Annotated in this window: 15 protein-coding genes and 2 tRNA genes; 3 read left to right on the top strand and 14 right to left on the bottom strand. The window is 71.0% G+C overall.

All coding sequences use genetic code 11. The annotated features are described in order from the left end of the window. Nucleotides 1-82 precede the first annotated feature (82 nt). The gene (locus LXT23_RS23800; RefSeq protein ID WP_253982564.1) at nucleotides 83-2,320 is read left to right on the top strand and encodes a hypothetical protein; all 2,238 of its coding nucleotides are present in this window, start codon (nucleotides 83-85) and stop codon (nucleotides 2,318-2,320) included. Nucleotides 2,321-2,439: 119 nt separating this feature from the next. Here the strand turns inward: LXT23_RS23800 and LXT23_RS23795 are convergent, their stop codons facing one another. The 3 genes from LXT23_RS23795 to LXT23_RS23785 form a co-directional block, all read right to left on the bottom strand. Next, nucleotides 2,440-4,398, bottom strand: a complete 1,959-nt coding sequence (locus LXT23_RS23795; protein ID WP_253982563.1) for a DNRLRE domain-containing protein — start codon at nucleotides 4,396-4,398, stop codon at nucleotides 2,440-2,442. A 136-nt stretch (nucleotides 4,399-4,534) separates the two neighbouring features. After that, complete coding sequence (locus LXT23_RS23790) at nucleotides 4,535-4,912, bottom strand: type II toxin-antitoxin system PemK/MazF family toxin (RefSeq protein WP_253982562.1); 378 nt, start codon at nucleotides 4,910-4,912, stop codon at nucleotides 4,535-4,537. A gap of 59 nt (nucleotides 4,913-4,971) precedes the next feature. Continuing rightward, a complete protein-coding gene (locus LXT23_RS23785) occupies nucleotides 4,972-5,433 on the bottom strand; it encodes a hypothetical protein (protein WP_253982561.1) in 462 nt (153 codons plus the stop codon). Between the two features lie 360 nt (nucleotides 5,434-5,793). Here LXT23_RS23785 and LXT23_RS23780 point away from each other — a divergent pair, with 360 nt between their 5' ends. After that, a complete protein-coding gene (locus LXT23_RS23780) occupies nucleotides 5,794-7,116 on the top strand; it encodes a carboxypeptidase-like regulatory domain-containing protein (protein ID WP_253982560.1) in 1,323 nt (440 codons plus the stop codon). A gap of 69 nt (nucleotides 7,117-7,185) precedes the next feature. Here the strand turns inward: LXT23_RS23780 and LXT23_RS23775 are convergent, their stop codons facing one another. The 7 genes from LXT23_RS23775 to LXT23_RS23745 form a co-directional block, all read right to left on the bottom strand. Further along, nucleotides 7,186-9,552, bottom strand: a complete 2,367-nt coding sequence (locus LXT23_RS23775; protein ID WP_253982559.1) for a hypothetical protein — start codon at nucleotides 9,550-9,552, stop codon at nucleotides 7,186-7,188. Nucleotides 9,553-9,889: 337 nt separating this feature from the next. Next, nucleotides 9,890-11,551 carry a bifunctional metallophosphatase/5'-nucleotidase gene (locus tag LXT23_RS23770; protein WP_256561110.1) on the bottom strand — a complete coding sequence of 554 codons (1,662 nt, stop codon included), beginning with the start codon at nucleotides 11,549-11,551 and terminating at the stop codon, nucleotides 9,890-9,892. A gap of 135 nt (nucleotides 11,552-11,686) precedes the next feature. Then, nucleotides 11,687-11,998 (bottom strand): hypothetical protein, encoded by a 312-nt coding sequence (locus tag LXT23_RS23765; protein ID WP_253982558.1) that lies wholly within the window; start codon nucleotides 11,996-11,998, stop codon nucleotides 11,687-11,689. 34 nt (nucleotides 11,999-12,032) lie between these two features. After that, nucleotides 12,033-12,842, bottom strand: coding sequence for an ankyrin repeat domain-containing protein (locus LXT23_RS23760; RefSeq protein ID WP_253982557.1), 810 nt, complete (start codon nucleotides 12,840-12,842; stop codon nucleotides 12,033-12,035). A 2-nt stretch (nucleotides 12,843-12,844) separates the two neighbouring features. Beyond that, nucleotides 12,845-13,849, bottom strand: coding sequence for an SRPBCC domain-containing protein (locus LXT23_RS23755; protein ID WP_253982556.1), 1,005 nt, complete (start codon nucleotides 13,847-13,849; stop codon nucleotides 12,845-12,847). A 132-nt stretch (nucleotides 13,850-13,981) separates the two neighbouring features. Then, the gene (locus LXT23_RS23750; protein WP_253982555.1) at nucleotides 13,982-16,996 is read right to left on the bottom strand and encodes a serine/threonine-protein kinase; all 3,015 of its coding nucleotides are present in this window, start codon (nucleotides 16,994-16,996) and stop codon (nucleotides 13,982-13,984) included. Then, nucleotides 16,993-18,471, bottom strand: a complete 1,479-nt coding sequence (locus LXT23_RS23745) for an aminotransferase-like domain-containing protein (RefSeq protein ID WP_253982554.1) — start codon at nucleotides 18,469-18,471, stop codon at nucleotides 16,993-16,995. The genes LXT23_RS23750 and LXT23_RS23745 overlap by 4 nt, the downstream gene beginning before the upstream one ends. Before the next feature lie 460 nt (nucleotides 18,472-18,931). On the opposite strand from LXT23_RS23745, the gene LXT23_RS23740 reads away from it, so the two are divergent. Next, nucleotides 18,932-20,722 (top strand): fibronectin type III domain-containing protein, encoded by a 1,791-nt coding sequence (locus LXT23_RS23740; protein ID WP_253982553.1) that lies wholly within the window; start codon nucleotides 18,932-18,934, stop codon nucleotides 20,720-20,722. Nucleotides 20,723-20,758: 36 nt separating this feature from the next. Here LXT23_RS23740 and LXT23_RS23735 read toward each other — a convergent pair whose 3' ends face one another. The 4 genes from LXT23_RS23735 to LXT23_RS23720 all read right to left on the bottom strand — a co-directional run bounded on the left by LXT23_RS23735 (nucleotide 20,759) and on the right by LXT23_RS23720 (nucleotide 22,336). Beyond that, the gene (locus LXT23_RS23735) at nucleotides 20,759-21,163 is read right to left on the bottom strand and encodes a hypothetical protein (RefSeq protein WP_253982552.1); all 405 of its coding nucleotides are present in this window, start codon (nucleotides 21,161-21,163) and stop codon (nucleotides 20,759-20,761) included. 91 nt (nucleotides 21,164-21,254) lie between these two features. After that, nucleotides 21,255-21,977 carry a SitI6 family double-CXXCG motif immunity protein gene (gene sitI6 / locus LXT23_RS23730; protein ID WP_253982551.1) on the bottom strand — a complete coding sequence of 241 codons (723 nt, stop codon included), beginning with the start codon at nucleotides 21,975-21,977 and terminating at the stop codon, nucleotides 21,255-21,257. A gap of 201 nt (nucleotides 21,978-22,178) precedes the next feature. Further along, nucleotides 22,179-22,255: transfer RNA gene (locus LXT23_RS23725), tRNA-Asp, on the bottom strand. 9 nt (nucleotides 22,256-22,264) lie between these two features. Further along, nucleotides 22,265-22,336 (bottom strand) — tRNA-Val (locus tag LXT23_RS23720). Nucleotides 22,337-22,731: the final 395 nt, after the last annotated feature.

Here is a 22,731-nt window from a genome sequence, read left to right as displayed (position 1 = left end):
GGGCTTCTGGAAGAGCCCCCGTGGCTCGAAGGAAGGCCGGTGATGGCGCTACGCTGAGCGTGGAGTCCAGGGGAGGCAGCACATGTCGAAGCGGACGGATGGCGACACGGGGCCGGTGGCGGTGGGGACGCAGTACCCGCTCGGGCAGCTCGCGAGGGCCATCGCGACGAGCGAGCAGCACCCGGACGCGGAGGTCCGCGCCCGCGCCCAGGACAAGGTGCGCGCCTGGGCCGAGGTCTTCTCCGGCATGCTCCGGGGCACGCTGGGCATCGGCTCCCGCGCGCCCGTGGCGGACGTCCCCACCTGGGCGACGCTCGAGGTGGCCCGGGGCGGCTTCGCCACCGGCCAGCTGCTGGCCGAAGGAGCACTGCAACCCCATGAGCACGCGCTGCTCGACACCCTCGGGCTCGCCCCGTCCAAGGGCGCCCGCGCGGAGCTGAACGCGTGGTACCTCGGTGACGAGGGCCTCGAGGCGCTGCGGCGGATGCTCCACACGGGCTGCTACCGCGTCCAGGTGCCCGAGGAGGGCGCGCTGCTCGTGGTGGCCTGGCTGCTGGAGCACGACGAGGGTGACCGCGCCCGGGCGCTGCTCGACGTGCTCGCCCCCTTCCTCCCGCGCCTGCGCTTCTACCCGGTCCCCCACGCCAGGCCCCGGCCGGTGAGCGCGCTCGTCCGCGTGCAGCACGTGGGGGCGCTCCGCAAGGAGCTCGCGAACGTCCGTCCGCCCGAGGCGCTGGAGCGGCAGCGCGAGTCGACCCAGGTGTGGACGCCGCTCTATGACCGCCTCGTCGCCCTGTGGGTGGAGACGGTGCGCGAGGGCGTTCCGGGCCGTCACCTCACGGCGGACTTCGAGGCACGGGCCCGCGTCCTGCTCGACGACATCGACCGGGCGCTCGGCGCGCACCCGCTCTGCGTCTGGCCGCGCAAGCCGCAGCTCAACTTCGGCCGCCTGCACGCGGTGCTGAAGCAGGTGGCGCGGGAGCGCCAGCCGCTGCTCCCCGGGCAGCAGCGCCTCGTGCGCAACGTGCTCGACCGCATCGACCAGGCGCGCGGACTGCCGGCCTCGGAGCGCGCCCAGCTGCTCCGCGCCTCGCAGCAGCGGGAGCTGGAGCGGCCCCGGCACATCGACATTGCCCGGGAGCTCCAGCGCAGGCTGGCGGACGTCCCCGCCGACGAGGGGCTCGACTCACTCGAAGGGCTGACCGAGCCGGTGGACGGCGCCCCCGTGCCGGCCAGCCTCGAGCGAAAGCTCCTGCGCGCGCTGAACGCCCCGGTGGAGACGCTGGTCGAGCGCCGCGTCATCCGCTCCAGCGAGGCGCTCGCCCGCGTCATCCCCCAGCTGTCCGCGCACGTCCGGGCGCTCGGCATCACCGAGCCGTCCCTGCGCACGCTGTACGCCTCCGTGTACGAGGCGTTCCGCCGGCGGCGCTCGCTCCTGCTGTTGAACCTGGCCTCGCAGGTGAAGCTGGAGGAGCTGCCGTGGGTGCGCGCGCTCGAGGCGCACCGGACGACGGGCCTGGAGCAGACGGCGCAGGCGCGGCAGACGCTGGAGCAGTTGGTGCTGCTCTCGCTCACCTCGTTCCCGGAGGTCATCTTCCCGAACAAGCTCCTGCAGGAGGTCTCCGCCCTCCTGAAGGGGGCGGGCCTCGCCGTGCCGGTGGTGGAGGAGCTGGCGGCGGACATCTTCATGGGCACCTTCTCCCCGAAGTTCGTGACGGCGGCGCAGTCGGCCGCGTCGCTCCTCACGGGGACACTGTACGAGCGCTACTACGACGTCCCCTTCGCGCGGTTCGATGCCCTGGGCGACCTGGGCTTCGCGGACCTCTGCGTGTCCCGCGCGGAGAGCGGAGGGAAGAGCGAGTCCGGCAGGTCCTTCGTCGCGGTCAACGGGCGCGTCATCGAGCAGGCGCAGATTCTCACCACGCACAACCTGGCGACGCTGGTCCAGGTGCTGGAGCTGCGCCCCCAGCTGGAGCCACACCTGGAGCCGCTGGCGCAGCGCTGCTTCGTGCGGCTGTGCGAGCTGCTCGAGCTCCAGGTCCCCCACTTCCACGGGAGGCTCCGCAACGTGAAGAACGCCGCGTACGCCTGGCGGCAGATGGTGTTCTTCCTGTCCCTGCTTCCCGAAGAGGCCCAGCGCACGTTCGTCGGGTGGGCGGAGGACGCGCTCTCGAAGCGCCGGGCCCGTCTTCCCCAGCGGCTGGGGGGCGCCCTGGCCGGGCTGCGCCACGCCGTGGAGGGAGGGCGCTGGACGGACGCTCCCGCGGGCGCGCGGTGCTTCCTGGGCTGGACGGTGGAGCGGCACTGGGTGCTGGGCTGAGGCGGTGTCGGCCCTGGCCCCGCGCGGGTCCACGGTCAGCGCCCCGGCAGCGCGTAGATGAGCAGGCGCTGCCAGGGCCCGGGCACTCGCGGGGACACCGGCCCCGACTTCGCCTGCCGCTACAGTCCCACGGAGCCCACGCCGGCGTGGGTGAGCGTCTCCCACGACATCTGCAGGTCCGTGGCCGGGTCGCCCGCACGCGCGCGAGGAATGAGCGCCGCCGTCGAGGGCATGGAGCGGCCCTTGCGCGTCACGTAGTGGTTGAAGAGGATTTCCCAGGTCGGGAGGATCTGCACCTCCAAGGTGTTGTTGGGCACGGGCACACCGTTCTTCTTCACATATTCACTCCGGCGCGCGCACAGCCAGGACTCGACGGGGATGGTGAGCTGGCCGTTGTTGTCCGGGGCATGGGGCACCAGGAACTTCGCCATGAACTCGGCGCTCGCGATGAGCCGCTCCTCCTGCCCGGAGTAGAGGTCCACGCCCTGGATGAGCGCCGTCTCCGCCGCCTGGGAGATGGAGGCAATCGAATTCGACGCGTGGCCGAAGTCCCGGCACACCTCCTGACTGAGGCCATTCACCCGCGCCGTGCCAAACTCAGTCTGCCCCCGCCAGCTCCGCAGGAGCTCCCCCGCCCTCCAGGTCCCATTCGGGTTGCGCTGGTCCGGGCCAGGAATGGGTGCCGCGCCGTCACTCGTCAGGTAGTAGGTCTCCCGCACCCGCTGGGGCCACATGCCGAGCGCCTTCTCGAAGAGCGCCCGGTCATCCGTGTAGATGGCGATGTTCATCAACCCGTTCGTCATGGAGTTGTTCCAGTTGGAGCCGCCTCCGGCCCAGCCGTTGACGATGAGGGGCAGCATCGCCCGCTTCAGCATGTCGCCGAACGCGATGGCCCTCGCCTCGGGCCAGCCCGAGCCGCTGTAGCGGAGGATTTCCGCCGAGCGCGGGAACAGCTCGGCGAGCCAGGCCGCCTGGAGCGGGCCGTTGTGCGTGTTGTTGTCGTCACCGACATAGACGATGGTCTGCAGCGTGTCGGAGTACGCATCGAGGATGCGGATGGCGGCGTCCGCGTAGCGCTGCTCCCGCGTGTGGTACCAGAGGAGCGCGAGCGTGTAGGCCCGCAGGGCGTCCTGCCGGGAGTTGAAGCAGCCGATGTCCACCGTGCTGCCGGCGTTGCCACACTGCATCGTCGGGACGGGCCTGGGCGTCCAGGCGGTGTTCGCATACCGGCTGGTGACAGCCCTGTTGAGATGGCCGAGCCACGGCTGCTGGCCCGCCGCAATCTTCGCCTTCACGAAGTCGAGCTGGGCCTTGGAGACGTGAAGCCCCGGATGGACGAAGCCCTGGGTGTAGGTGACGGACAGCTGGGGCCGCTGCGCGGGCGTCGTGGCCTCGGAGGAGGCGAGGTCCAGCCCGTCCATGTTGGTGGGGGCATCCAGCACGAAGCCCCGGTTGCTCGCCGGGTTGCTCACCCACCCCTGGAGCGCGGCCAGCCCCGCCGCGTCGAGCGTCACGGTGTGGGCCCCCGTGACGGACGGGACGAACGTCCCCAGCACCGTCGAGCCCCGGTCCCCCGCACCGCGCGCGCCAGGCGCGCTCCACGCGGTGCTCGAGGTCGCCTGGGTCCACGTGGCCTGGGACTCGCTCCAGTCGCGGCCCGCGGCGTAGAGGAAATAGCCCTCGCCGCTCGTCCGGTTCGTCACGTGGAAGGTCAGCCGGGCCGAGCGCACCGTCGCGCCCGGAGGGATGGCGCTCAGGTCGAAGCGCAGCAACGCATTGGCGCTCTGACCACTGCCCGCCGGGACGTCCCGGTCCATCCGTAGCACGGTGTCCCCGCCCGCATTCGTGGACGGCGTGCTCTCCTGCAGCCAGGTATCGGAGACCCCCGCGTAGCTCGGAGACGGTGACACCCCACGCTGGAAGGACACCGTCACCTCCGTCGCCAGCGCGCCAGCGCCCTCGGCCACAGCGCCGGGGCCAGCGCCATCCGGCAGCTCGGGGCCGCCGCACGCGACGAGGGTTCCAGAAACGAGAAGAAGCGCCAGGCGGCGCGGCCACATCGAGATGCCTGCTCTCACGTCAGCTCCCTGCCTTGAAAAATGGAAAACCAGCATTCCAGGCGGAGTTATCGCGCGATACGCCGCGAGGTTGCGGACGTGAAACATTCACCGGAGACACTGCAACTTTCCGGAGGCAGGGGCTCACGGCGAGCTTCTACCTGTCAAAGAAAGACACCTGCTGGAATCGCATTCCGGCGAGGATTTGCTGCACACGCTGCTCGGAGAGTGCCCCGATGTAAGCCCCGAGCTGCGTCTTGTCTACAGCAGACACCTGCGACACGACCACGACACTTCGCCGGGACAGATTGCCTTCACCCTCATCGAGCAACACGTTACCAGGCTCGTTGGCCCGCTTCAGGTTCGAGGTCAATGCACACACGACGACGGAGTGGATGCGAGAGCGATTGAAGACATCTTCCTGGACCACGACATGGGGGTGGGCGATGGCCGGAACGGACCCTCGCGCTTCATCTGGCGCAATCCAGTAGATGTCGCCCTGATGGATGTCCGCCGGGCCCCTCTCCGCTTGCATTGGTGGCCTCGTATCCATGGAGTCCCTCGCGGAGCGATTCGGCTCCCGCGCCGGAGCAGTCAGTCCCAGGTGTACCAGCGGCGCCGTTCCCTGTCGTAGCTGTGCTTCAGGAACATGAGGGTCACACAGGTGATGCCGTAGTCCTTCCGCCGGGTGTCGGGAGCCCGGTAGTAGCAGGAGACATCGCCAGCGCCCTGCCAGCGCCCGTAGGCCGGGTTGGCGGCCGGAAGCTGTGCCCACACGGAAGGCGGAAGCTCCGAGAGCTGCTCCGGGTAGCGCCCCCGGGTCTGCTGGAAGTCCTCGAGGGCGGCAATCACGGGCGTCGCTTCGAGCTCCACCACCCGGTGCCGGTAGGCGAAGCCCTGTCGCAGGCCCACGACGCACAGCACGCACGCCGCGAAGTTCAGCGCGGCCGACATCGTCCGCCGGGACACCGTGGCGATGAGCCACCCCACCATGACCGGCCAGACGAGGCCGTGCAGCGTATAGGCCCAGAGGCTCAGGTGTGCCAGGAGCGTCACCCCGGCGATGGAGCCGAGCCGGAGGGCCCAGGCCGTCCTGCCTGACCATCGATTGACGCGAGACCGCGGCGCTCCATCCCCTGGAGCCAGTGGGAGTGGCTCGTTCCCCGTGGTCATCCGGCAATGCTACCAGGAGCCCGAGCAGGAGGGGCGCATCGCGGCAGGCTCCGGCGGCGCCATCGGGTTCCCATGAAGCGCGAGTGACCCAGGGTGAAACGTCCGATACAATACATTTTCGGACCTGACCGGATATGCGTGTATTGCTGGTTTTACGGCTGTTGAATAGCGTGGCTTCGCCGTGCTGGACGGCGCCCGTCCTGGGCCCCCCGCACGGAGCAAACGCAGCCGAGGAGAACCTGCATGACGACGATGAGAAAGTGGTGTCTCGCGGTCCTGGTTCCCGCAGTGCTCTCGTTCGGGTGCCTGGACGGCCCCGAGGCAGGTCCCTCGGAAAAGACTGCCGGGGAGGTCCAGGAAGGGACGGTACAGCAGGGCCTGGCGACCTTCACCGGCACCGTGGTGTCCTCCAGTGGCAGTCCGATTGCTGGCGCCACGGTGAACATCAACGGCATCAACCGGACCACCGATACGGCCGGCAAGTACGCCGTGGTCCTCAACGACGCGACCGGCTACATCCTCAGCGTGAGCCGCTCGGGCTTCGCGCCGACGACGGAGTACCTGCAGGGGGGCCAGCTCAACAACAGACACACCCTGATTCCGGCCCCCATCCGGCAGTTCAGCGCGACGCAGACCATCGTGCTGGAAGCCGGTGACCTGTCGGTGACCATCCCCGCGGGCTCGCTGGTCAACGCCGCCGGGCAGGTGGTGACGGGCACGGTGCTCATCTCGGCCGCCACCTACGGCCCGCGCACCATGCCAGGTGACTTCACGGCGGTGAACCTGAGCGGCAGGGAGGTCGCGCTCGAGTCGGTGGGTGCCTTCTTCATCGGCGCGACCACCCCCGACGGCCAGCCGGTGAACCTCGGGAGGGACCGCGTCGCCCAGGTCACCCTGCGCGTTCCGCAGGCGGCCGGCGGCCGCATGCCGCCTTGCGTGGCCGCGGGCACCTGCCGTGTCGCCGCGTGGCGGTTCAACGCCAGCAACAACCGCTGGGTGGAGCAGCGAGCCAACCTCCGCCCTGCCAGCGCCACCACCACCGCCAGCACCTTCACCCTCATCGGCGGGCCGGCCGCCACGCCCGGCTCTCCCCTCACGACCAACGGCGGGCTCGGCACCTGGAACATCGACCTGGAGATGGACACCCCTGCCTGCACCATCGTCCAGTTCGTGGGCTTCCCCGCGTACTGCTACGACTTCACGATGAACCTGGCGATGCAGAACGCCAACAACACCTATGTCCCCTCCTCGGACACGGTGCCGCAGAGCGTCCCGTACGTCGTGCTCTACAACAACCGCCCGGGCGTGGACCAGGAAGTGGGCATCCAGTTCCCGTCCGGTGCGCCTGCCGACTGCGGCGACAACATGACCATCTTCAGCAGCCCCAACCCGACGAACCCTCCCACCACCACCTCGTCGGGTGGCTTCGTCACCTTCAACGCGGGACCGCCCTGGGGCGGCACGGGCTTCCCCAACTCGACGGTCAGCCCCTACGGGGACATCGTCCTGGCGGACGTGGTGAACGGCGACCACAACTGCTCGGTGGTGACGTTCATCTACAACTGATGGGCTGAGCTGGAAGCACCGGCGCGGCCGCCACGTTGCGTGCGGCCGCGCCGGGACCTGCCGGATGTATCAGGTAGGCGTGGCGCAGGCGCAGGTGCTGGCGCGCGCGTAGCAGGCGTTGCTGCTGGCCGGGACGATGGAGTAGCAGTGTGAGCGTCCGGCCATCACCTCCGTGTCCGTATAGGTCGTGCCGATGACGGTGGCGACCTTCGCCTTGCCGTAGCTGCACGCGGCGAAGCCGTCCGACTTCATCACCCAGTACTCGGTGGCTCCGGCCACGGCGCTCCAGGTCAGCGACACCTGGCCGACGCCCGTCGACACGGTGAGGGTGGGCGCCGCGGTGGGTCCGCCAGCACAGCCAGCGTTGACGCGGGCCGGCGCGGCACAGGCGATGTTGTGACGGGCGAAGGCGTTGTAGATGGCCGTCATGTGCGGCGTGCCGTCGGTGATGTTGCCGTTGTCGTCGTCCGCCGCCAGCCACTGCATGTAGCCGTTGGTGGCGCCGCAGCCGCTCGAGGTGCCGAGCGCGCAGTCACAGGCGTGCCAGGTGCCGATGTTGCCGCTGCCCTGGTAGAACAGCTTGTTGCCCATGATCTTGGCCGTGTTGGCGTCGTAGCTGAAGGGGGCGGCCGTCAAGTCCCGAGCGACGAGGTCCCAGGCCGCCTGGCGCACGGGCGAGGCCGCGCAGTGGACCTGCCGGCCGCAGGGGCCGCCGCCGCCGCCGCACCGGCCGCACACGAAGTTCTGCGGCGTGGCGGGCGTGTTGGGCACCTGGGCGCCCCAGTCCGCGTCACGCACGCCCGAGCAACGGCTGGCGCACCAGGGCGCCCCCGTCTGGGCCTCGTTGACGTTGTAGCCGGTGCCGTCCGGCGTCATGCCGCAGCCCTGGTCGACAGTCTGGAAGAAGCCGTGGCCCACGCATGAGGTGGGCAGCCGGTAGATGGCCGCGATGTCCGCGTACGCCTCGCTGGAGTTGCTCAGCGTTCCGGCCACGTCGTTGTCGTCCATGCCATGGCCCCACTCGTGGTCGAACACGGCGGCAATCTCACCCGTGTTCCGGCACCCGCCGCCACTGCGGAAGAAGTTGACCGTGGACCCGGTCCAGTAGGCGTTGCAGGTGCTGACGATGTTCATGTTGGAGGTCAGCTGCCCCTGCACCCACGCGTTGGTGGGCAGCCAGCCACGGGCAATCTGGGCAATGCGGTTCAGCTCGTAGAAGGAGCTGCGCGACGCGGAGGTGTTGCCGGCGGAGAAGCCCGGCGTGGTGCAGTCGTGCTGCCCGGTGGTGCCGCCCAGGTTGATGTCGCCCGCGGCAGAGGCGGTGACGGCGCCGCAGTTGTCGACGATGCGGATGTACTTGCCGTTGAGGGTGGTGGTGGTGGTGCCCGCCGTGTAGTTGAAGACGCCGGCGCTGTCCGTGTAGTCGTCCGGCGAAGCGAAGCCGGTGTCCGCCCAGGGCATGGGCGTGTTGGCGAACATCGTCCCGCACGTCGCCGTCCCCGTGCAGACGTCGGTGTTGGTCAGCGGGTAGACGCCGCCCTTGAGGGTGGCATCGAGGTAGTGGTTGTCGTCCTCGAGCGACAGCACCTCGCCGCGGGTGGCGTCCACCGTCACCTTCCAGCGCTCGTGCTCGCCCGGCAGCTTGAAGCCGTAGCTCCAGACGAGCTGGTGGCCGTAGCTCTCGCCGAAGCCGGCGCCCTGCCGGGCCACCGGGACGAACTCCAGCGTGGGGGCCTTCCAGAGCTCGGAGGGGCTCTCATAGAGGCCGAAGCGCTCGTTGCCCACCGTCATCGCCTGCTCCTCGGACATCAGGGGCAGGGGCGAGATGGCCACGTTGCGCCAGGACTCGGTGCCCAGCAGCACGAGGTTGCCGTGGCTGATGGTGGCCGCCAGGCGCCCGTAGCGGACGGGGATGCCCTTGAGCTGCTGGGGGATGGAGACCTGCCACAGGTGCTCGGCGACCTGCTCGACGCGGGGCTCCCCCAGCTGGAGCACGTCCACGCCGATGGCGGCCTGGTTGGCCTCGACGAACTGGAGGACCAGGTCCGCCACCACGGCCGCGTCCACCCGCCCCACGGCACGGCCCAGCTGCGTGCGCACACCCTCCAGCGTGATTTTGTTGCCCACGCCGGGGCCCGGGATGAGGGGGACCGAGCCCATGATGTTGGCGGCCGTGCCCGTCTGGGCATCCACGTACACTTGGAAGCCGCGGCCGTTGCGGGCGAAGAAGTCATCCCACGCGCTGGTGCCGGAGCGGCTCAGCTTCGACAGCGCCTCCTCGAGCGGAACCTGCCCGCTGGGAATCGTCAGCTCGGGCTTGAAGAAAGCCTGACTCGCCAGCGAGCCGGGCGCGGGGGACGGCTCCGGCTTGAATGCCCATGCGGGCGCCGCCAGCAGGGCGGTAAGACATACGGCGGACTTCAAGACAGGGTGCATGGATGGCTCCTCGGCAGTGAAAGGACTGTCCGGAACGGGGATGCCGGAGGCCGGAGTCGGCACCCGAAATACCCGAGTTCCTTATATTTCCAATTTCACCCGAAGTACGGCCCAGGAGGCGCGAGGAGTGTCAATCAGCAGACAGTTGACCGTGCGAGCATGGATGGCATTGGTACCTCAGGTGCATCTCCGAAGCTGCGGGTCGTAGAGGAAGCTGGCAGGGAAAAGAGAAAGCCCCGTGGCACCTTGCAGGTGTCACGGGGCCCTTGGCTCACGGCAGGTCTGGCATCGGCAGGGAGGGACCTCCTACCGTGAGGAGGTCCCCCTTCGCCTCACACTACGGAAGCAGGGTGACGCGGCCCAGCGCTGGCGTCGGCATCGGGTTGTTGGCGCGCGTGTAGGCCTCGAGCACGTCGGTGTCGATGGGGCCGGTGCGAGGGTCCTTCCCCTCGGTGAGCACCGCGAGTCCGTCACCGCCGCCGGCCATGAAGTTGTTCACGGTGACGCGGTAGTTCGCCGCCGGGTCCACCGTCACGCCATTCAGGGTGATGGACGCCGGGTCCACCTTGCTTCCCCTCGGGGCCGACGCGCTCCAGCTGAAGGCGAAGCCCTGCGACACCTGGAGGATGGAGGTGCCTCCCGGCTGGAACTGCTGCTCCAGCAGCGTGTCAAGCTGCGCGCCGGTGAGCGTCAGCGTCACCATGTTGTTGGCGAAGGGCTGGACGGCGAAGACCTCGCCGAAGGTGATGTCCCCCGCGTTGATGTCCGCGCGCACGCCGCCCGGGTTCTGCATGGCGATGACGGCCCCGCCGGTCTGCTCGCTGCGCGTGGCCGCCAGCATCCCGTCCGCCACGACGTTGCCAAGCGTGGACTCCCCCGAGCTACCCGCCGGGAGGGGCCGCACGGGGGCCGCCAGCACGCTCGCCGTCTGGCCGATGACCCTGTCCCTGAGGGGCGCGACCTTGACGATGACTTCCTTCACGTAGGCGTCCACCGGGGCATGCACGGTCTCCCGCGTGACGATGACGTTGCGAGCGGCCGTCTCCACCACGTCACGCGTGGTGGGGTCCAGCACCAGGTCGATGTCGGTGAGCAGGCGCCCGTTGCTGGCCGCGCTGGTGACGCGCTTGCCGTCGATGATGCAGTTGTATGCCTGGTGGGTGTGGCCCGAGGCGACCACGTCCACCGCGTCGTCGAACCGCTCGACGAGGTCCTTGATGGGCCCGGAGATGCCGGGGCACTCATCGAAGGAGCCCGTCGGCAGGCCGCCCTCGTGGATGACCACCACGATGGCCTCCACGCCCTGCTGCTTCAGCTCGGGGACGAGGGCGTTGACCGTGTCCGCCTCGTCCTGGAAGGTGAGTCCCGCCACGCCCGTGGGGTTGACGATGAGCGCGGTGCCCTCCAGCGTCATCCCGATGAAGGCGACCTTCACCCCCTGGAACTCGCGGATGTCGTAGGCCGGGAACAGCGTCTTCCGGGTGGCCACGTGGGTGAACACGTTGGCCGAGAGGAACTTGAAGCTCGCGCCGGGGAACGTCGCTCCCGCCTGGCACCCGTCCACCGGGTGGCAGCCGCCGCTCTGCATGCGCAGCAGCTCGGTGAAGCCTTCGTCGAACTCGTGGTTGCCCACCGAGTTGATGTCCAGCCCCATCAGGTTCATCACTTCGATGGTGGGCTCGTCGTGGAAGATGCCGGAGGCCAGCGGCGAGGCGCCGATGAGGTCTCCCGCCGAGACGACCACGGTGTTCTGGGGGTTCTCCTGCCGCAGCGCCTGGATGTGGTGGGCCAGGTAGGCCGCGCCACCGGCATTCACATCCACGGGGGTGCCGCCATCACTGGCAGGCACGCGGATGCGGCCGGTGCTGCCCGACGGGGCCTCCAGGTTGCCGTGAAAGTCATTGAAGGCCAGGACCTGGACGCGAACCGGCGCCGGGAGCTCAGGTTCGGGCTCGGGCTCGGGCTCCTCGTCGTCGCAGCCGGGCTGGGTCATGAGCATGGAGCAGGTGAAGAGAGCTCCGAGAAAACTGAAGGCGCGGCGGTGACTGCGCCGGCCTATGGGGGCGGTGGTGGGGTTTGTCATGGGCAAGGGAGATGAACCGGTGTGGTGGCAGATGATGCAGAAAATCCAGAGTCAGTGCCACGTGCCGAGCGAAGCACGGGACATGGAGGAGATGAGGCGGCTCAAGAGCCACGCCACACCCCACCACACGGCGGCCCAGAGGACGGCCACGAGGGCCCACCCGAGCCACGAGGGATGCGACCATCCCCCCGACTCCGCCCTCCCGAAGACGGGCAGCCCCACGGCTTGAAAGAGCATGAGCGGCGCGTAGATGGCGCCGCCCACGGCGGGGGCAAGGACTTCAGGAGGCCGGAGCGTCGCGAGCAGGTGCAGCGTCACCAGCGCGCCCCAGAGGCCCCAGCGAAACGGTGAAGCAGGACTCATGATGGCGCGACCTTACCGCACCTGGGTCCAGGCCTCATCGTGGCGAGGCCGGTTTCATCGCGCCTTCCAAGAGCGCCGCGAGCCTGGCATGGCCCTGCTCGCGCGCCAGCGCGCATGCCGTGCGGCTCCGCGCATCCTTCCGGGTCGCGTCGGCTCCGGCATCCAACATGGCCCTGGCGGCCCCGAGGGCGCCCCACCACGCGGCCTCCATGAGGGGCGTATGCCCATCCGGGCCCGCGGCGTTGGGGTCGGCCCCATGCCGGAGAAGCAGGCGGACACACTGCGCCTGGCGGTCCTCCGTCGGGTCGCTGCTCTCGGAGGGGGTGTCGCGGCTCCGTAGCGCGAAGCCCAGGACGCGCTCTCCGGACGCGGTCCGGGCATTCGGGTCGGCACCGGCGCCGAGGAGGTACTCCACCAGGTCGACGCGTTCCTTCAACACGGCGGCCATGAGCAGGGTGTAGCCGTCCTCACGCGCGACATCTGCCTCGAACCCAGCCTGTTGCAGCGCCCGCACGTCGGCCACCCGTCCCGTCAGGACGGCATGGATGACTCGGCCCGGGTCATTGGGTGGGAGGGGCTGGAAGGGGCGGCGCCCCTTGGACTCGAGCGCGGCCCACCAGCGCTCCATGATTCCTCGAAGCGGTTCCACCGTGTCATCGACGTATTCGTCGACGGCCCTGCGTTCGGCGTCATCCAGTTGGAGGACGTCGAAGATGCAGTCGCAGGACGCAAGCTGCCCGCCGCAGTAGGGGCACCTTTCCTGGGGGCAGAATGGCTCGTGGAGCTTGCCGCCCGCCACTGCACAGTCGCGGCAGCGCTCCGTGACCTTCTTGGGTCTGCTCATGGTCAATCCTGCGCGAGGCTCGTGAGGACCTTCGACCAGTGCTCACGCATCGCCTCCCGGGCCTTCGCGTCCGGAAGCTTCTCCATGTGCACGCCCAGGGACACGCCCCGCGCCTTTGGCATCAGCGTGAGCTGCAACGTTGCCGGCTTCGTCCAGCCGTCTGGCTGCCACGTCATGCGCAGGCGTTGCTCGGGCTTCACCACCCGGACCTCTCCGCGCACGCCTGGCGCTCCGCGACGCTTGGGGACCTCATAGGGCTTGCCCGGCTCGAGCTTCAGCGTCGCGCCCTTGCCAAGCCAGCGCTCCGCCTGCTTCGTGACCAGTTCCCACAGCTTGGGGGCGGTCATCGGCAGCGTGCGCACCACGCCCACCTGGAAGCCCGTCGTCGCGGTCTCACCAACCACCCGCTTGCCGCGGGCCTGTTCATACGCCACCGCGATGGATTGCCGCCACCAGCCTGACTCGACCTCCCGGGCCAGGTGAGCAACGAGCTGCTTGTGGTTCAGCTCGGCCGCCCCCGCCGCATCCAGGGCGCGCATCCAGGCCTTCCAGTCACGTCCGGTGGCCTCCTTCACGGCGCTGTCGGTCACGCGTTCGGTGACGAGCGTCTTCTTGCTCGCGGCCGCGGGCTTCTTCTCTCGCGTGGCAAGCTCCGCGAGCCGCGTCTGCACCAGCTTCTTCACCAACTTCGCCGGGAGCGGCTCGTCCGGCGGGAAGGTGATGCCGCTCTTCGACGTGGAGTACCCGTCCAGCTCCGACTCCAGCACCGGCACCACGCTGCCGCTGAAGGGATAGTAGCCGCAGTGGGTCTTGAAGAACGCGAAGCCGGCCACGGCGTTCCCGTCGACCTTGAAGGTGGGCATCCGGTAGCTGATGGTCTCGATGGCGCCGGGGAGCAGCTTCCGGAGCTGCATGCGCAGCGCCCCCAGCGTCTTCTTCGCCGCCGGGTCCCTCACGCTCGCCAGATATACGTCGATGGGCTGCAGCTCTCGAGTCTTCGTCGCCATGGTCTTCGGCCCCCTGAAGCGTTCCGTCCCGACTTAGCAAAACCGACGGGTACTCCTCCAATACGCCGCGGGCATCGAACGTCACCACTGGCATTTCGCCATCGGCCCTGCGCTGAGGCCCCCCGAGGCGCGCTAATGCAGCCTGGCCTGCAGCGACTTGACCCACGCCAGCCGGCCGTTCCGCGTCCGGGCCTGCTCGAGTGCGGCGCGTGCGCCTGCGAGGTCCCCCGACGCGGCGAGCACGTGGCCGCGGAGGGCGAGGAGGCGCGGGTCCTCCGGCCTGAAGGTCAGGGACTTGTCGATGGCGGCACGCGCCCGGGCGAGGTCGGCCGCCAGCGGCGAGGGCCGCGCGAGCACGACCTCCGTCTCGAGGCGCCAGCCGTCGGGGCTGCTCGCATCCTCCGCCTTCATGAGCTGCGCGTACCGGTCGGCGGCGGTGAGGGCCGGGAGGGGGTCGAGGCCGCGGCCGGCCAGCCACGCCGCGCGGTGCAGCTCGGCCTCCGCCATCCGGCCCCGCATCGCCGGGTAGACCCCGGCCTTCACCACCTTCTCGAGCAGCGGCCAGGCCCGGGCGAGCGCAGGCCCGGGGTCCCGTCCCGCCAGCACCGCGGCCTGGACGTCGAGCACCTCGAGCTCGGCGAGCTGGGCGGCGGCGATGATGTCGGTGTCGACGCGCGTCCGCAGCGCCGCGGCCCAGGGAGCCACCGCGGCCAGCGCGGCGTCTGGCCCCCGTCCCTCGAGGAGCACGGACTCGGCCCAGAGGACCGCAATCTGCACGCCGAAGCCGGCGGTCGCCGACTGGCCCTCGCCCCTCGAGAAGGCCTCGCCGATGATGCGGGCCGCCTCCGCGAAGCGCGCGTCGGCCGCCTCGCCGGCCGACCAGCGCCGGGTGGCGTCCTCGCGTATGGCCTGGGAGAGCATGATGCGCGACACGATGGGGCGGTCTCCAATCTCCGCCACCCGGCGCGCCGCGACGAGCGCCGCCTCGATGTCCTCGGTCGAGTCGCCGCCGCGGATGCCGGTGGTCTCGGCGCGGTCCGCGTACATCTGCGAGAGCAGCGAGGGCGGGATGCTCGACTCGGGAGAGAGCTCGCCCGCGCGCGTCGCCGCCGCGATGCCCTTCTCCCAGGCCCAGCCCACCTCGTAACGGGCATCGCGCAGCTCTCGAGCGTAATTGAGGCAAGCCCAGGCGAGCCGCTCCCAGGCGGAGCGGTTCGCCGGCGCGGCCCGCGTCGCGGCGTCGGCGGAGGTGACCGCGGCGAGCAGGCCCGGGCCCGGGTCGGTGCCGAGCATGCGTGCGAGGCGCCCCTTCTCCGCGAAAATCTCGGAGCGCGCGACCAGCAGGTCCGGGTCCTTCGGGTCCAGGGCGAGCCCCTCGGCGAGGACCGCGAGCGCCGGTTCGAAGCGGTCGGCGCGGACCGGCTCGCGCTGCTGGCGGACCACGCCCTCGTGCAAGAGCGCCTGGGCGAGCAGGAGGCGGGGCCGGGGGGCGCTGCGTCCTATCTCGGCCGCGCGCCGGAGCGCCGGGAGGGCCTCGGCGAGGGGCGCGAGCGTCCCGTCAAGGTCTCGCGTCTCGTAGACCTCGAGGGAGCGGCGCAGCCAGGCCTCGCCCTCGAGGGTGCTCGCCTCGAGCGGGTCGGCCCCGGCCTCGCGCGCCCTCCGGGCGAGCGCGGCGGCGTCGGCATGGCGCTCCTCCACGAGCGCGATGCGGGCCTCGAGGAGGTCGCGGTCGGCGTCGGTCGCGGCGGGGACGAGCCGCAGGCGCGCCACGGCGGGCTCGCGGAAGCGCGCGCGGAGCGCGGCGATGCGGCCTTCCTTCCGCTTCGGGTCGTCGATGCGCGGGAGCTGCGCGCGCTCGCGCGCGTAGCGCTCGCCGTCCAGCAGGCCGAGCGCGAGCGCCGCCTCGGGGTGATGGAACCCGAGCGTCCACGCCCGCTCGAGCGCCTCGCGGGCCGGGTCGGCGTCATGGAGGAGCTGGAGGCCGCGCCCGATGGCGAAGGCCCGCGCGGCCGCTCCGGCGCTGCCGTCCGCGCGCCGCAGCTCGTCCACGGTGGAGCGGATGGCCGCGTACACCGGCGAGAGGTCGTGCGCGGGCGACAGGTGCGCGATGCGCATCGCACTCTCCATGCGCTGCGCCTCGGCGCCCAGCCGCGCGGCCTCGAGCGCGTCCAGGCCCGCCCGCCGCTCGGCGAACGCGGCCCACGCCACGCCGAGCACCACCGCCGCCGCCGCCACGGCGGCCGCGCGCGCCGCCACCGGGTTGCGCCGCGCCCACTTCGTGGCGCGGTAGGCGAGCGTCGGCGGCCGCGCCAGCACCGGCTCGCTGCGCTGGAAGCGGCCGAGGTCCTCGGCGAACGCGAGCGCCGAGGGGTAGCGCGCGGCCGGTTCCCTCGCCATCGCGCACGCGGCCACGAGCGCCAGCTCGCGGGGGACCGCGGCGCCGAGGGCCGGCGGCTCATCGGCGAGGATGCGGCGCAGCAGGCCCGCTGGCTCGGAGCGCCCCGTCGCCTCGGCGAGCCCGTGGAACGGCGGGTGCCCGGCGAGCACCGCGTAGAGGGTGGCGCCGAGCGCATAGACGTCGGCGCGGAAGTCCACCGGGCCCGCGCTGGCGAGCTGCTCGGGGGCCATGTACTCGAGCGTGCCCGCCGGGAAGCCGGAGTGGGAGAGCCCGCCCTCCTCGCCGCGGGCGAGGCCGAAGTCACCGAGCCTCGCCAGCGGCACGCCCGGCCCCTCCTCCACCAGCACGTTGTCGGGCTTCACGTCGCGGTGCACGAGCCCCTGGCGGTGGGCGGCGTCGAGCCCGAGGGCCGCCTGGCGCACCAGCTCGACCCGGGTGGCGAGCGTGAGGCCCGCGGCGAGGTCCGCGAGCGTCTTCCCCTCGACGAGCTGGAGCACGAGGCACGCGCGGCCCTCCAGCGAGCCGACCGCGTGCACGCGGACCACGTTCTCATGCTCCACTCGCGCCTGCAGCCGCGCCTCGAGGACGAGCCGCTCGGTCTCGCGCGGGTCGTCGCCGCGCAGGAACTTCACCGCCACCGCGCGCTCGAGCGTGGAGTCAAAGGCGCGGTGGACGTGGCCCATCCCGCCCTCCCCGAGCAGTCCCTTGAGCACGACGCGCCCGTCCAGCGGCTGCAACTCCACCGTCATCGCTCCTCCGGGAGGGCTTCGCCCATGCGCCGCGCGACCTCGACCAGCTCTGCGTCGCCGTAGTTGGAGAACCCGATGCGCAGCCCCGGGACGGCGCCGCCGTCGAAGGCGAACTGCCGGCCGGCCTGGAAGGCGACCCCGCGCTCGAGGCCGCGCCGCGCCCAGGCGTCCACGTCGAGCCCCTCTCGCGTGCGGGCCCACAGGGCGAGGCCGCCCGTGGGCGGGGCGAAGGTGAGCGCGGCGCCGAGGTGCTCCGAGAGCGCGTTCGCGAGCACGTCGCGGCGGTGGCGGTAGATGGGGTGCATGCGGTTGAGGTGGCGCTCAATCTCGCCGTCCTCGAGCAGCTCCGCCATCGCCCGCTCGAGCGCGGGGTCACCGTGGCGGTCGAGGGCGTCGCGGGCGGAGCGCAGCTGTGCCACGAGGGGCGCGGGCGCGTGGACGAAGCCGAGGCGGAGCCCGGGGCTGAAGATTTTCGAGAGGGAGCCCACCAGCACCACCACGCCCGCGCGGTCCTCCGCGGCGAGCGGCAGGGGCAGCGCGCCTTCGAACTGGAACTCGGCGTCGTGCTCGGACTCCAGCACGGCGAACCGGTGGCGCTCCGCGAGGGCGAGCAGCCGCGACCTGCGCTCCGGCGAGAGCGCGACCACCGAGGGGTACTGGCGCACCGGGGTGATGAGCACCGCGCGCAGCCGCTCCGTCGAGAGGAGCCGCTCGAGGGTGTCCACGTCGAGCCCCTGAGCGTCCACCGGCACCGGCAGGCAGCGCGCTCCGGCGCGGGCGCACGCCTCCCACGCGTCCCGAGCCCCGAGCGCCTCGACCGCCACCGCGTCGCCTGGCCCGAGCAGGGCGTGGGCAACGAGGGCCAGCGGCAGCTGCCCGCCGCGGGTGACCACCAGGCGCTCAGGCGCGGCTGCGACGCCGCGGGCCGCGCGCAGCGTGCGCGCGAGCGCCTCGCGCAGGGTGGGGTGGCCCTGCGGGTCGTCCACCGCGAGCGTGCCGCGCGGGTTCACGGTGAGCGCGCGGCGGTAGGCCCGCGCGAGCGCGGCGCCAGGCAGGAGGCGCGGGTCGGGGTTGCCGGTGGCGACGCGCAGCAGATTGCGGGCGGCGTCGGGCACTGAGAGGTCGTCGGGGGGCCGTCGGAGGTCGAAGCCCATGCCGGCGCCCGTGGGCTCCGCCGCGGGCCCGGGCGGAGTCTCGGAGGCGCCCGGAAGGCGCCGCGGCGGCGTGGGTGCAACGGTGCTCCCCTCGCCCGGCGCCGCCACCAGCCATCCCTCGTCGGCGAGCTCGCGGTACGCGGCCATCACCGTGTTGCGGGACACGCCCAGCTCCTGCGCGAGCGTGCGGTAGCCCGGGAGCGCGTCGCCGGGCCGGAACCGGCCGCGGTGAATCTCGGACATGAGCGCATGCGCAATCTGCAGGTAGACCGGACGGTTGGAGCGCGAGTCAAGGGTGATGGTGGGGATGCCGGGGGGCACGGCTGCTCCGGTCGCTGGCGGCGTGGCCACAGGATACGTCGCGGGCGGCCGCTTCGCTCGAAGTGAAGGTGAGCCAGCCTCCTACCCCCCACTCAGGGGTGGCCCAACCGACTTGTCGCCAGTGCACCTCCCCCCGTGCCGCGGGCCAGGGGAATAGTCGGCCTCGATGTTCCTCTCAACCGGAGTCTCCATGCCCCGCGCCTCGCCCCGCACCTCCCGTGCACTCCTCCTGTTCGCGCTCGTGGCGCTTGCCGCGTGCGGCGGCGGGTCCACCGACGGGGCCGGCGATGGAGAAGCAGACGGCGGACAAGGAGCCGCCGGGGACGCAGGAGACGGTGGTGGAGCAGTCGTTGGCAACGATGGGGGTGGCGGAGGATCCGACGGTGGCGGAGAAGCCGACGGCGGCGGAGGAACCGACGGCGGCGGAGGAGCCGACGGTGGCGGAGAAGCCGACGGCGGCGTGGCAGCGCCATCCGCGCCCACGAACCTCGTCGCGCGGGCCACGAGCTCCCAGGGCGTGGAGCTCACCTGGATGCCGCCGTCCGGAACCTTCACCGGCTTCGAGGTCGAGCGTTCCGTTGCGAGCGACGGGCCCTTCGCGCTCGTCGCGAGCCCCCCTGCCTCGGCCTTGGGCTACGGCGATATGGGCCTCGCCACCGGGAGCACCTACTTCTACCGGGTGCGCGCGGTGAATGGCGCCGGCGCGTCGGCGTTCACCTCCGTCGTGAGTGTGAGCACGGCCGCGGCGGCGCCACCCAACGCGCCGACCGGCCTCACCGGCGTGCAGGAGGCGGTTGGCTCCGCCAGCGTGGCGCGGCTCGCCTGGACCGACGCCGCGACCGACGAGACCGCCTACGAGGTGCAGCACTCCGGCGAGGTCATCTCCTGGGGCGCGACCGTCACGCTCCCCGCGGGCTCGACCGGCTGGGTGCACGAGAGCCCGGTCTTCGCCTGGAACAACTACCGCGTGCGGGCCGTGAGTGCCGCGGGCGCCTCCGCCTGGGTGCAGGTCGCCGTCTACAACGGCCCCATCGTCGTCGCCACGTTGTGCCCGGCCACGGAGGGCACGTCGGCTTCCGTGCTGTCGCAGACCTCGATCCGGCTCGGCTGGACCTGGAACATCTGCGGCGGCGTCGCAATCGAGCGCGCGCCGTCCACCACCGGCCCCTGGGCCGAGGTGGCCCGCTTCGGCAACTTCATCTTCGGCGGGCCGCCCAACGGTACGTGGGATGACACGGGCCTCGCGCCGGGCACCCCCTACCACTACCGGTTCCGCACGCTCCCCCTCTTCGCCCCCGCGCCCTCCGGGCCGCCGTGGTCGCCCTCGGGCTACACGGCGACAGTCTCGGCGACGACGTCGTCGCCTGTCATCGTCGCCGCGCCCACCGGGCTCACCGCGACGGTCACCTCCGCTACGAGCGTGAGCCTCGCCTGGACGGACGTGGCCCAGGACGAGACGGGGTACTCCGTGGAGTACGCCACCGCGGCGGCGGGGCCCTTCACCGAGGCCTTCCGCCTCGGCGCCAACATGACCGCGACGAGCGTGAGCGGCCTCACGCCCGCGACGGCCTATTGGATGCGAGTGCGCGCGGTGAAGGGGGCGACGAGCTCCGCGCCCTCCAACGGGGTCTCGTTCACCACCGCGAGCCGCGCCGTGCTGCGCACGACCGGTGACGCCACCGTGATGGAGAGCACCGCGCTGCTCGCCAACCAGAACGTGACCCTCCCCTCCGGACCGAATGATGTGGGCTGCTACTTCACCTGGACCATCGGCCCGGGCGGGCAGGCCCTCTTCCACAACTGTGGTGGCTCGGCGCTCCGGTTCGACACGGCGGCGCTCTCGGGGAGGAACGTGCTCGTGGCGGCGCTCGTGATGTACCCCTGCGGCCTCGCCCCACACCCTGTATCCGACGCGCGCTATCTGGTCCGGGCGCTCGCCGGGCCCTGGAGCCCATCCACGGTGACCTTCAACACGCTGCCGCAGGTCTACACGGCGGGCTCGTGGTGGCTGCCGGCGCCGACGGCCGGCGGCGCGCAGGCCTGGGACGTGACGACCGTCGTGAAGAACTGGGCGAGCGGGACCTGGCCCTCGAACGGCCTCTACGTGGGGCAGTCCCCCATCACGGATCGCGTGCCGAGCTGGGGCGGGCAGACCTGGGACAACCAGAACCAGGTCACGAGCTACTGCAGCCTCGAGCAGACGGGCGGCTCCATCAACTACGCCCCGGCCCTGCACGTGGACTACCGGTAAGGGAATGGCCCCGGCGCCGGCTCGCGCGCGACTTCCTCACGGCGTGGAGTAGTCGACCGTCCCCGTCAATCCCTCCACGGGCCCGCCGAGGGGCTCGAAATACAGCGTGAACGAGCGGCGCTCGCGGTGGAGGCGCGTCTGCATCTCGAGCGATACCGGCGACGCCGGAGTCACGGTGAGCTGCTTGTCGCCGTCTAGGTCGCGGTAACCGACCCGCAGCGTCCCCTGGGTGACTTTCATGGTGAACTTCACCTGGGCGACGTGGTTCTTCGACTCCGTATCGAACTCGAGCGACGACGCGCGTCCGATGCGCTCACCGCGGAGCGTGCACTCCCACGGCTCGTGCGTGGCCATCATCACGCTCTGACAGGACGTCCGCGCGATGTCGTTCGGAGCGCAGGCGGCCAAGAGCGTCAGTCCCAACCAGGCGTGACGAGTCATGAGACGGGATTAGCTCCGCGGTGGTGTCGACACCAGTGTTTTGGGCTTCGGCTGCGGTGACGGCCGTGCAGGCCAGTGGCCTTTGACCCGCTCATCGCGTAGGCAACTCGCGGTAGGTGATGCCATCCAGGTCCAGCCGGTGGACGGCTTCCATGAAGCGCTCGGTGCAGATGACCATCGTTGCGTAGTTGCCCACCCGGAACAGGTCCAGGTCCGCGGGTAGGGATGCTGCGTCCAAGATGGGCTCGTCGGGCCGTCGGAAGGCGTGCCGGCCACAGGTCGGGCACGGTGGAGGCACCTCCGGGGGGATGCAGTCCGGGTGCAACCGGCCGCGGGGCTCGACCTGGAGCTCCAGCAACTCCGGCGGGTCCTTCCGCCGGAAGCGCAGGGCTGTCGGGCAGGCCAGCAGCCCTCTCACGCCCTCTGCCTGAAGCCGCTCCAGCGCCTCCCGGCGCACGAGGAGTTTCAGCTCTCCTACCCACGCCAGGGGGCCAAACCTCCCAGAGGCCGAGCCTGTCACTGGCCCGAAGCCCGTACCAGGTGGCAGTTCGGCCTGGGGAGGCGCCAAGGGGCGTAACAGCTCGCGCAGGCGCGCGAACTCGGCGAAGGGCTCGGGCCTGGCCTTCTCGAAGTACTTCCGCTCCGCCAGGTGCGACAAGTCGATGCTCGGATAGTAGTGCCCCACGTCGCTCCACGTAGCGCCGCACGTCGGACAGCGCACACCGGGCAGCCTCCATGGGTGCCACGCGTCAAAAGACCCACCGTGGAGGGCCGCAGCAGCCTTGTCCTCGCGCATCCAGAAAAAACGGCTCATCCGTCCTCACGTGCCCGGGCGGGAGCAGCAGGGCTGAATGGGGCCGCCCTGGAGCTGGAAGCGATAGATGAGCTTTGCTGCGTGCTTCTAGCTCTCCTCCGGGGTGGCCCGCTGAGGACCTCGCCGCAACTCCCATTTGACTCCCAAGTGGAGCCAGAAAAGACGAAGGGCCCGGAACCTTGCGATTCCGGGCCCTTCTATTGGCGAGGAGTACGGGACTTGAACCCGTGGCCTCCGGCGTGACAGGCCGGCGTTCTAACCAACTGAACTAACTCCCCACAACCATTTGGGCGGAACAGGGATTGAACCTGTGACCCTCGCCTTGTAAGGGCGACGCTCTACCGCTGAGCTATCCGCCCTGAAGGCGTCCGCCGCGCTGCAACGAGGCGGGCTTGTATAAGCCGCCTCGGGCACTGTCAAGGATACGTTTTTCGCCCCCTGATCATTCCGTCGAAAACGCCCGCGCAGTGAAGACGGCCGGGCTGCCCGTGCCCTGACGGCTCGCTCGGCGGGGAACACGCCCGGCCGCCCGTTCCACTACCGGGCCCTCACCCTCCCCTTCCCCCTGGCGTCGGTCCCCTGCGCGTAGCGACTCTTCGAATGGACGAGGCTGGGACTCACGGCGTGATGCGCACGCACATTCCGTGAGACGTCCGAACCGGGCCGCTCTGATGCACTGGAGCGGGCCGGCTGCCTCAGCTCCGGGCTACTGCCGCTTGCCCGACCGGTCCCACTTCGCCTTGCCGTCGTAGAG

This window comes from Pyxidicoccus xibeiensis (assembly GCF_024198175.1).
In the GTDB taxonomy this organism is placed as follows: domain Bacteria; phylum Myxococcota; class Myxococcia; order Myxococcales; family Myxococcaceae; genus Myxococcus; species Myxococcus xibeiensis.
Note: the sequence above shows the minus strand (reverse complement) of the source record. Positions and strands in the feature narration are given on the sequence as shown.

What these genes read in the sequence shown, in the direction of transcription:
- LXT23_RS23800 (WP_253982564.1), top strand. Translation starts at nt 83, where the DNA reads ATGTCGAAGCGGACGGATGGCGACACGGGGCCGGTGGCGGTGGGGACG.
- LXT23_RS23790 (WP_253982562.1), bottom strand. Translation starts at nt 4,912, where the DNA reads ATGCAAGCGGAGAGGGGCCCGGCGGACATCCATCAGGGCGACATCTAC.
- LXT23_RS23780 (WP_253982560.1), top strand. Translation starts at nt 5,794, where the DNA reads ATGACGACGATGAGAAAGTGGTGTCTCGCGGTCCTGGTTCCCGCAGTG.
- LXT23_RS23775 (WP_253982559.1), bottom strand. Translation starts at nt 9,552, where the DNA reads ATGCACCCTGTCTTGAAGTCCGCCGTATGTCTTACCGCCCTGCTGGCG.
- LXT23_RS23770 (WP_256561110.1), bottom strand. Translation starts at nt 11,551, where the DNA reads ATGCTCATGACCCAGCCCGGCTGCGACGACGAGGAGCCCGAGCCCGAG.
- LXT23_RS23765 (WP_253982558.1), bottom strand. Translation starts at nt 11,998, where the DNA reads ATGAGTCCTGCTTCACCGTTTCGCTGGGGCCTCTGGGGCGCGCTGGTG.
- LXT23_RS23760 (WP_253982557.1), bottom strand. Translation starts at nt 12,842, where the DNA reads ATGAGCAGACCCAAGAAGGTCACGGAGCGCTGCCGCGACTGTGCAGTG.
- LXT23_RS23755 (WP_253982556.1), bottom strand. Translation starts at nt 13,849, where the DNA reads ATGGCGACGAAGACTCGAGAGCTGCAGCCCATCGACGTATATCTGGCG.
- LXT23_RS23750 (WP_253982555.1), bottom strand. Translation starts at nt 16,996, where the DNA reads ATGACGGTGGAGTTGCAGCCGCTGGACGGGCGCGTCGTGCTCAAGGGA.
- LXT23_RS23735 (WP_253982552.1), bottom strand. Translation starts at nt 21,163, where the DNA reads ATGACTCGTCACGCCTGGTTGGGACTGACGCTCTTGGCCGCCTGCGCT.
- sitI6 (WP_253982551.1), bottom strand. Translation starts at nt 21,977, where the DNA reads ATGAGCCGTTTTTTCTGGATGCGCGAGGACAAGGCTGCTGCGGCCCTC.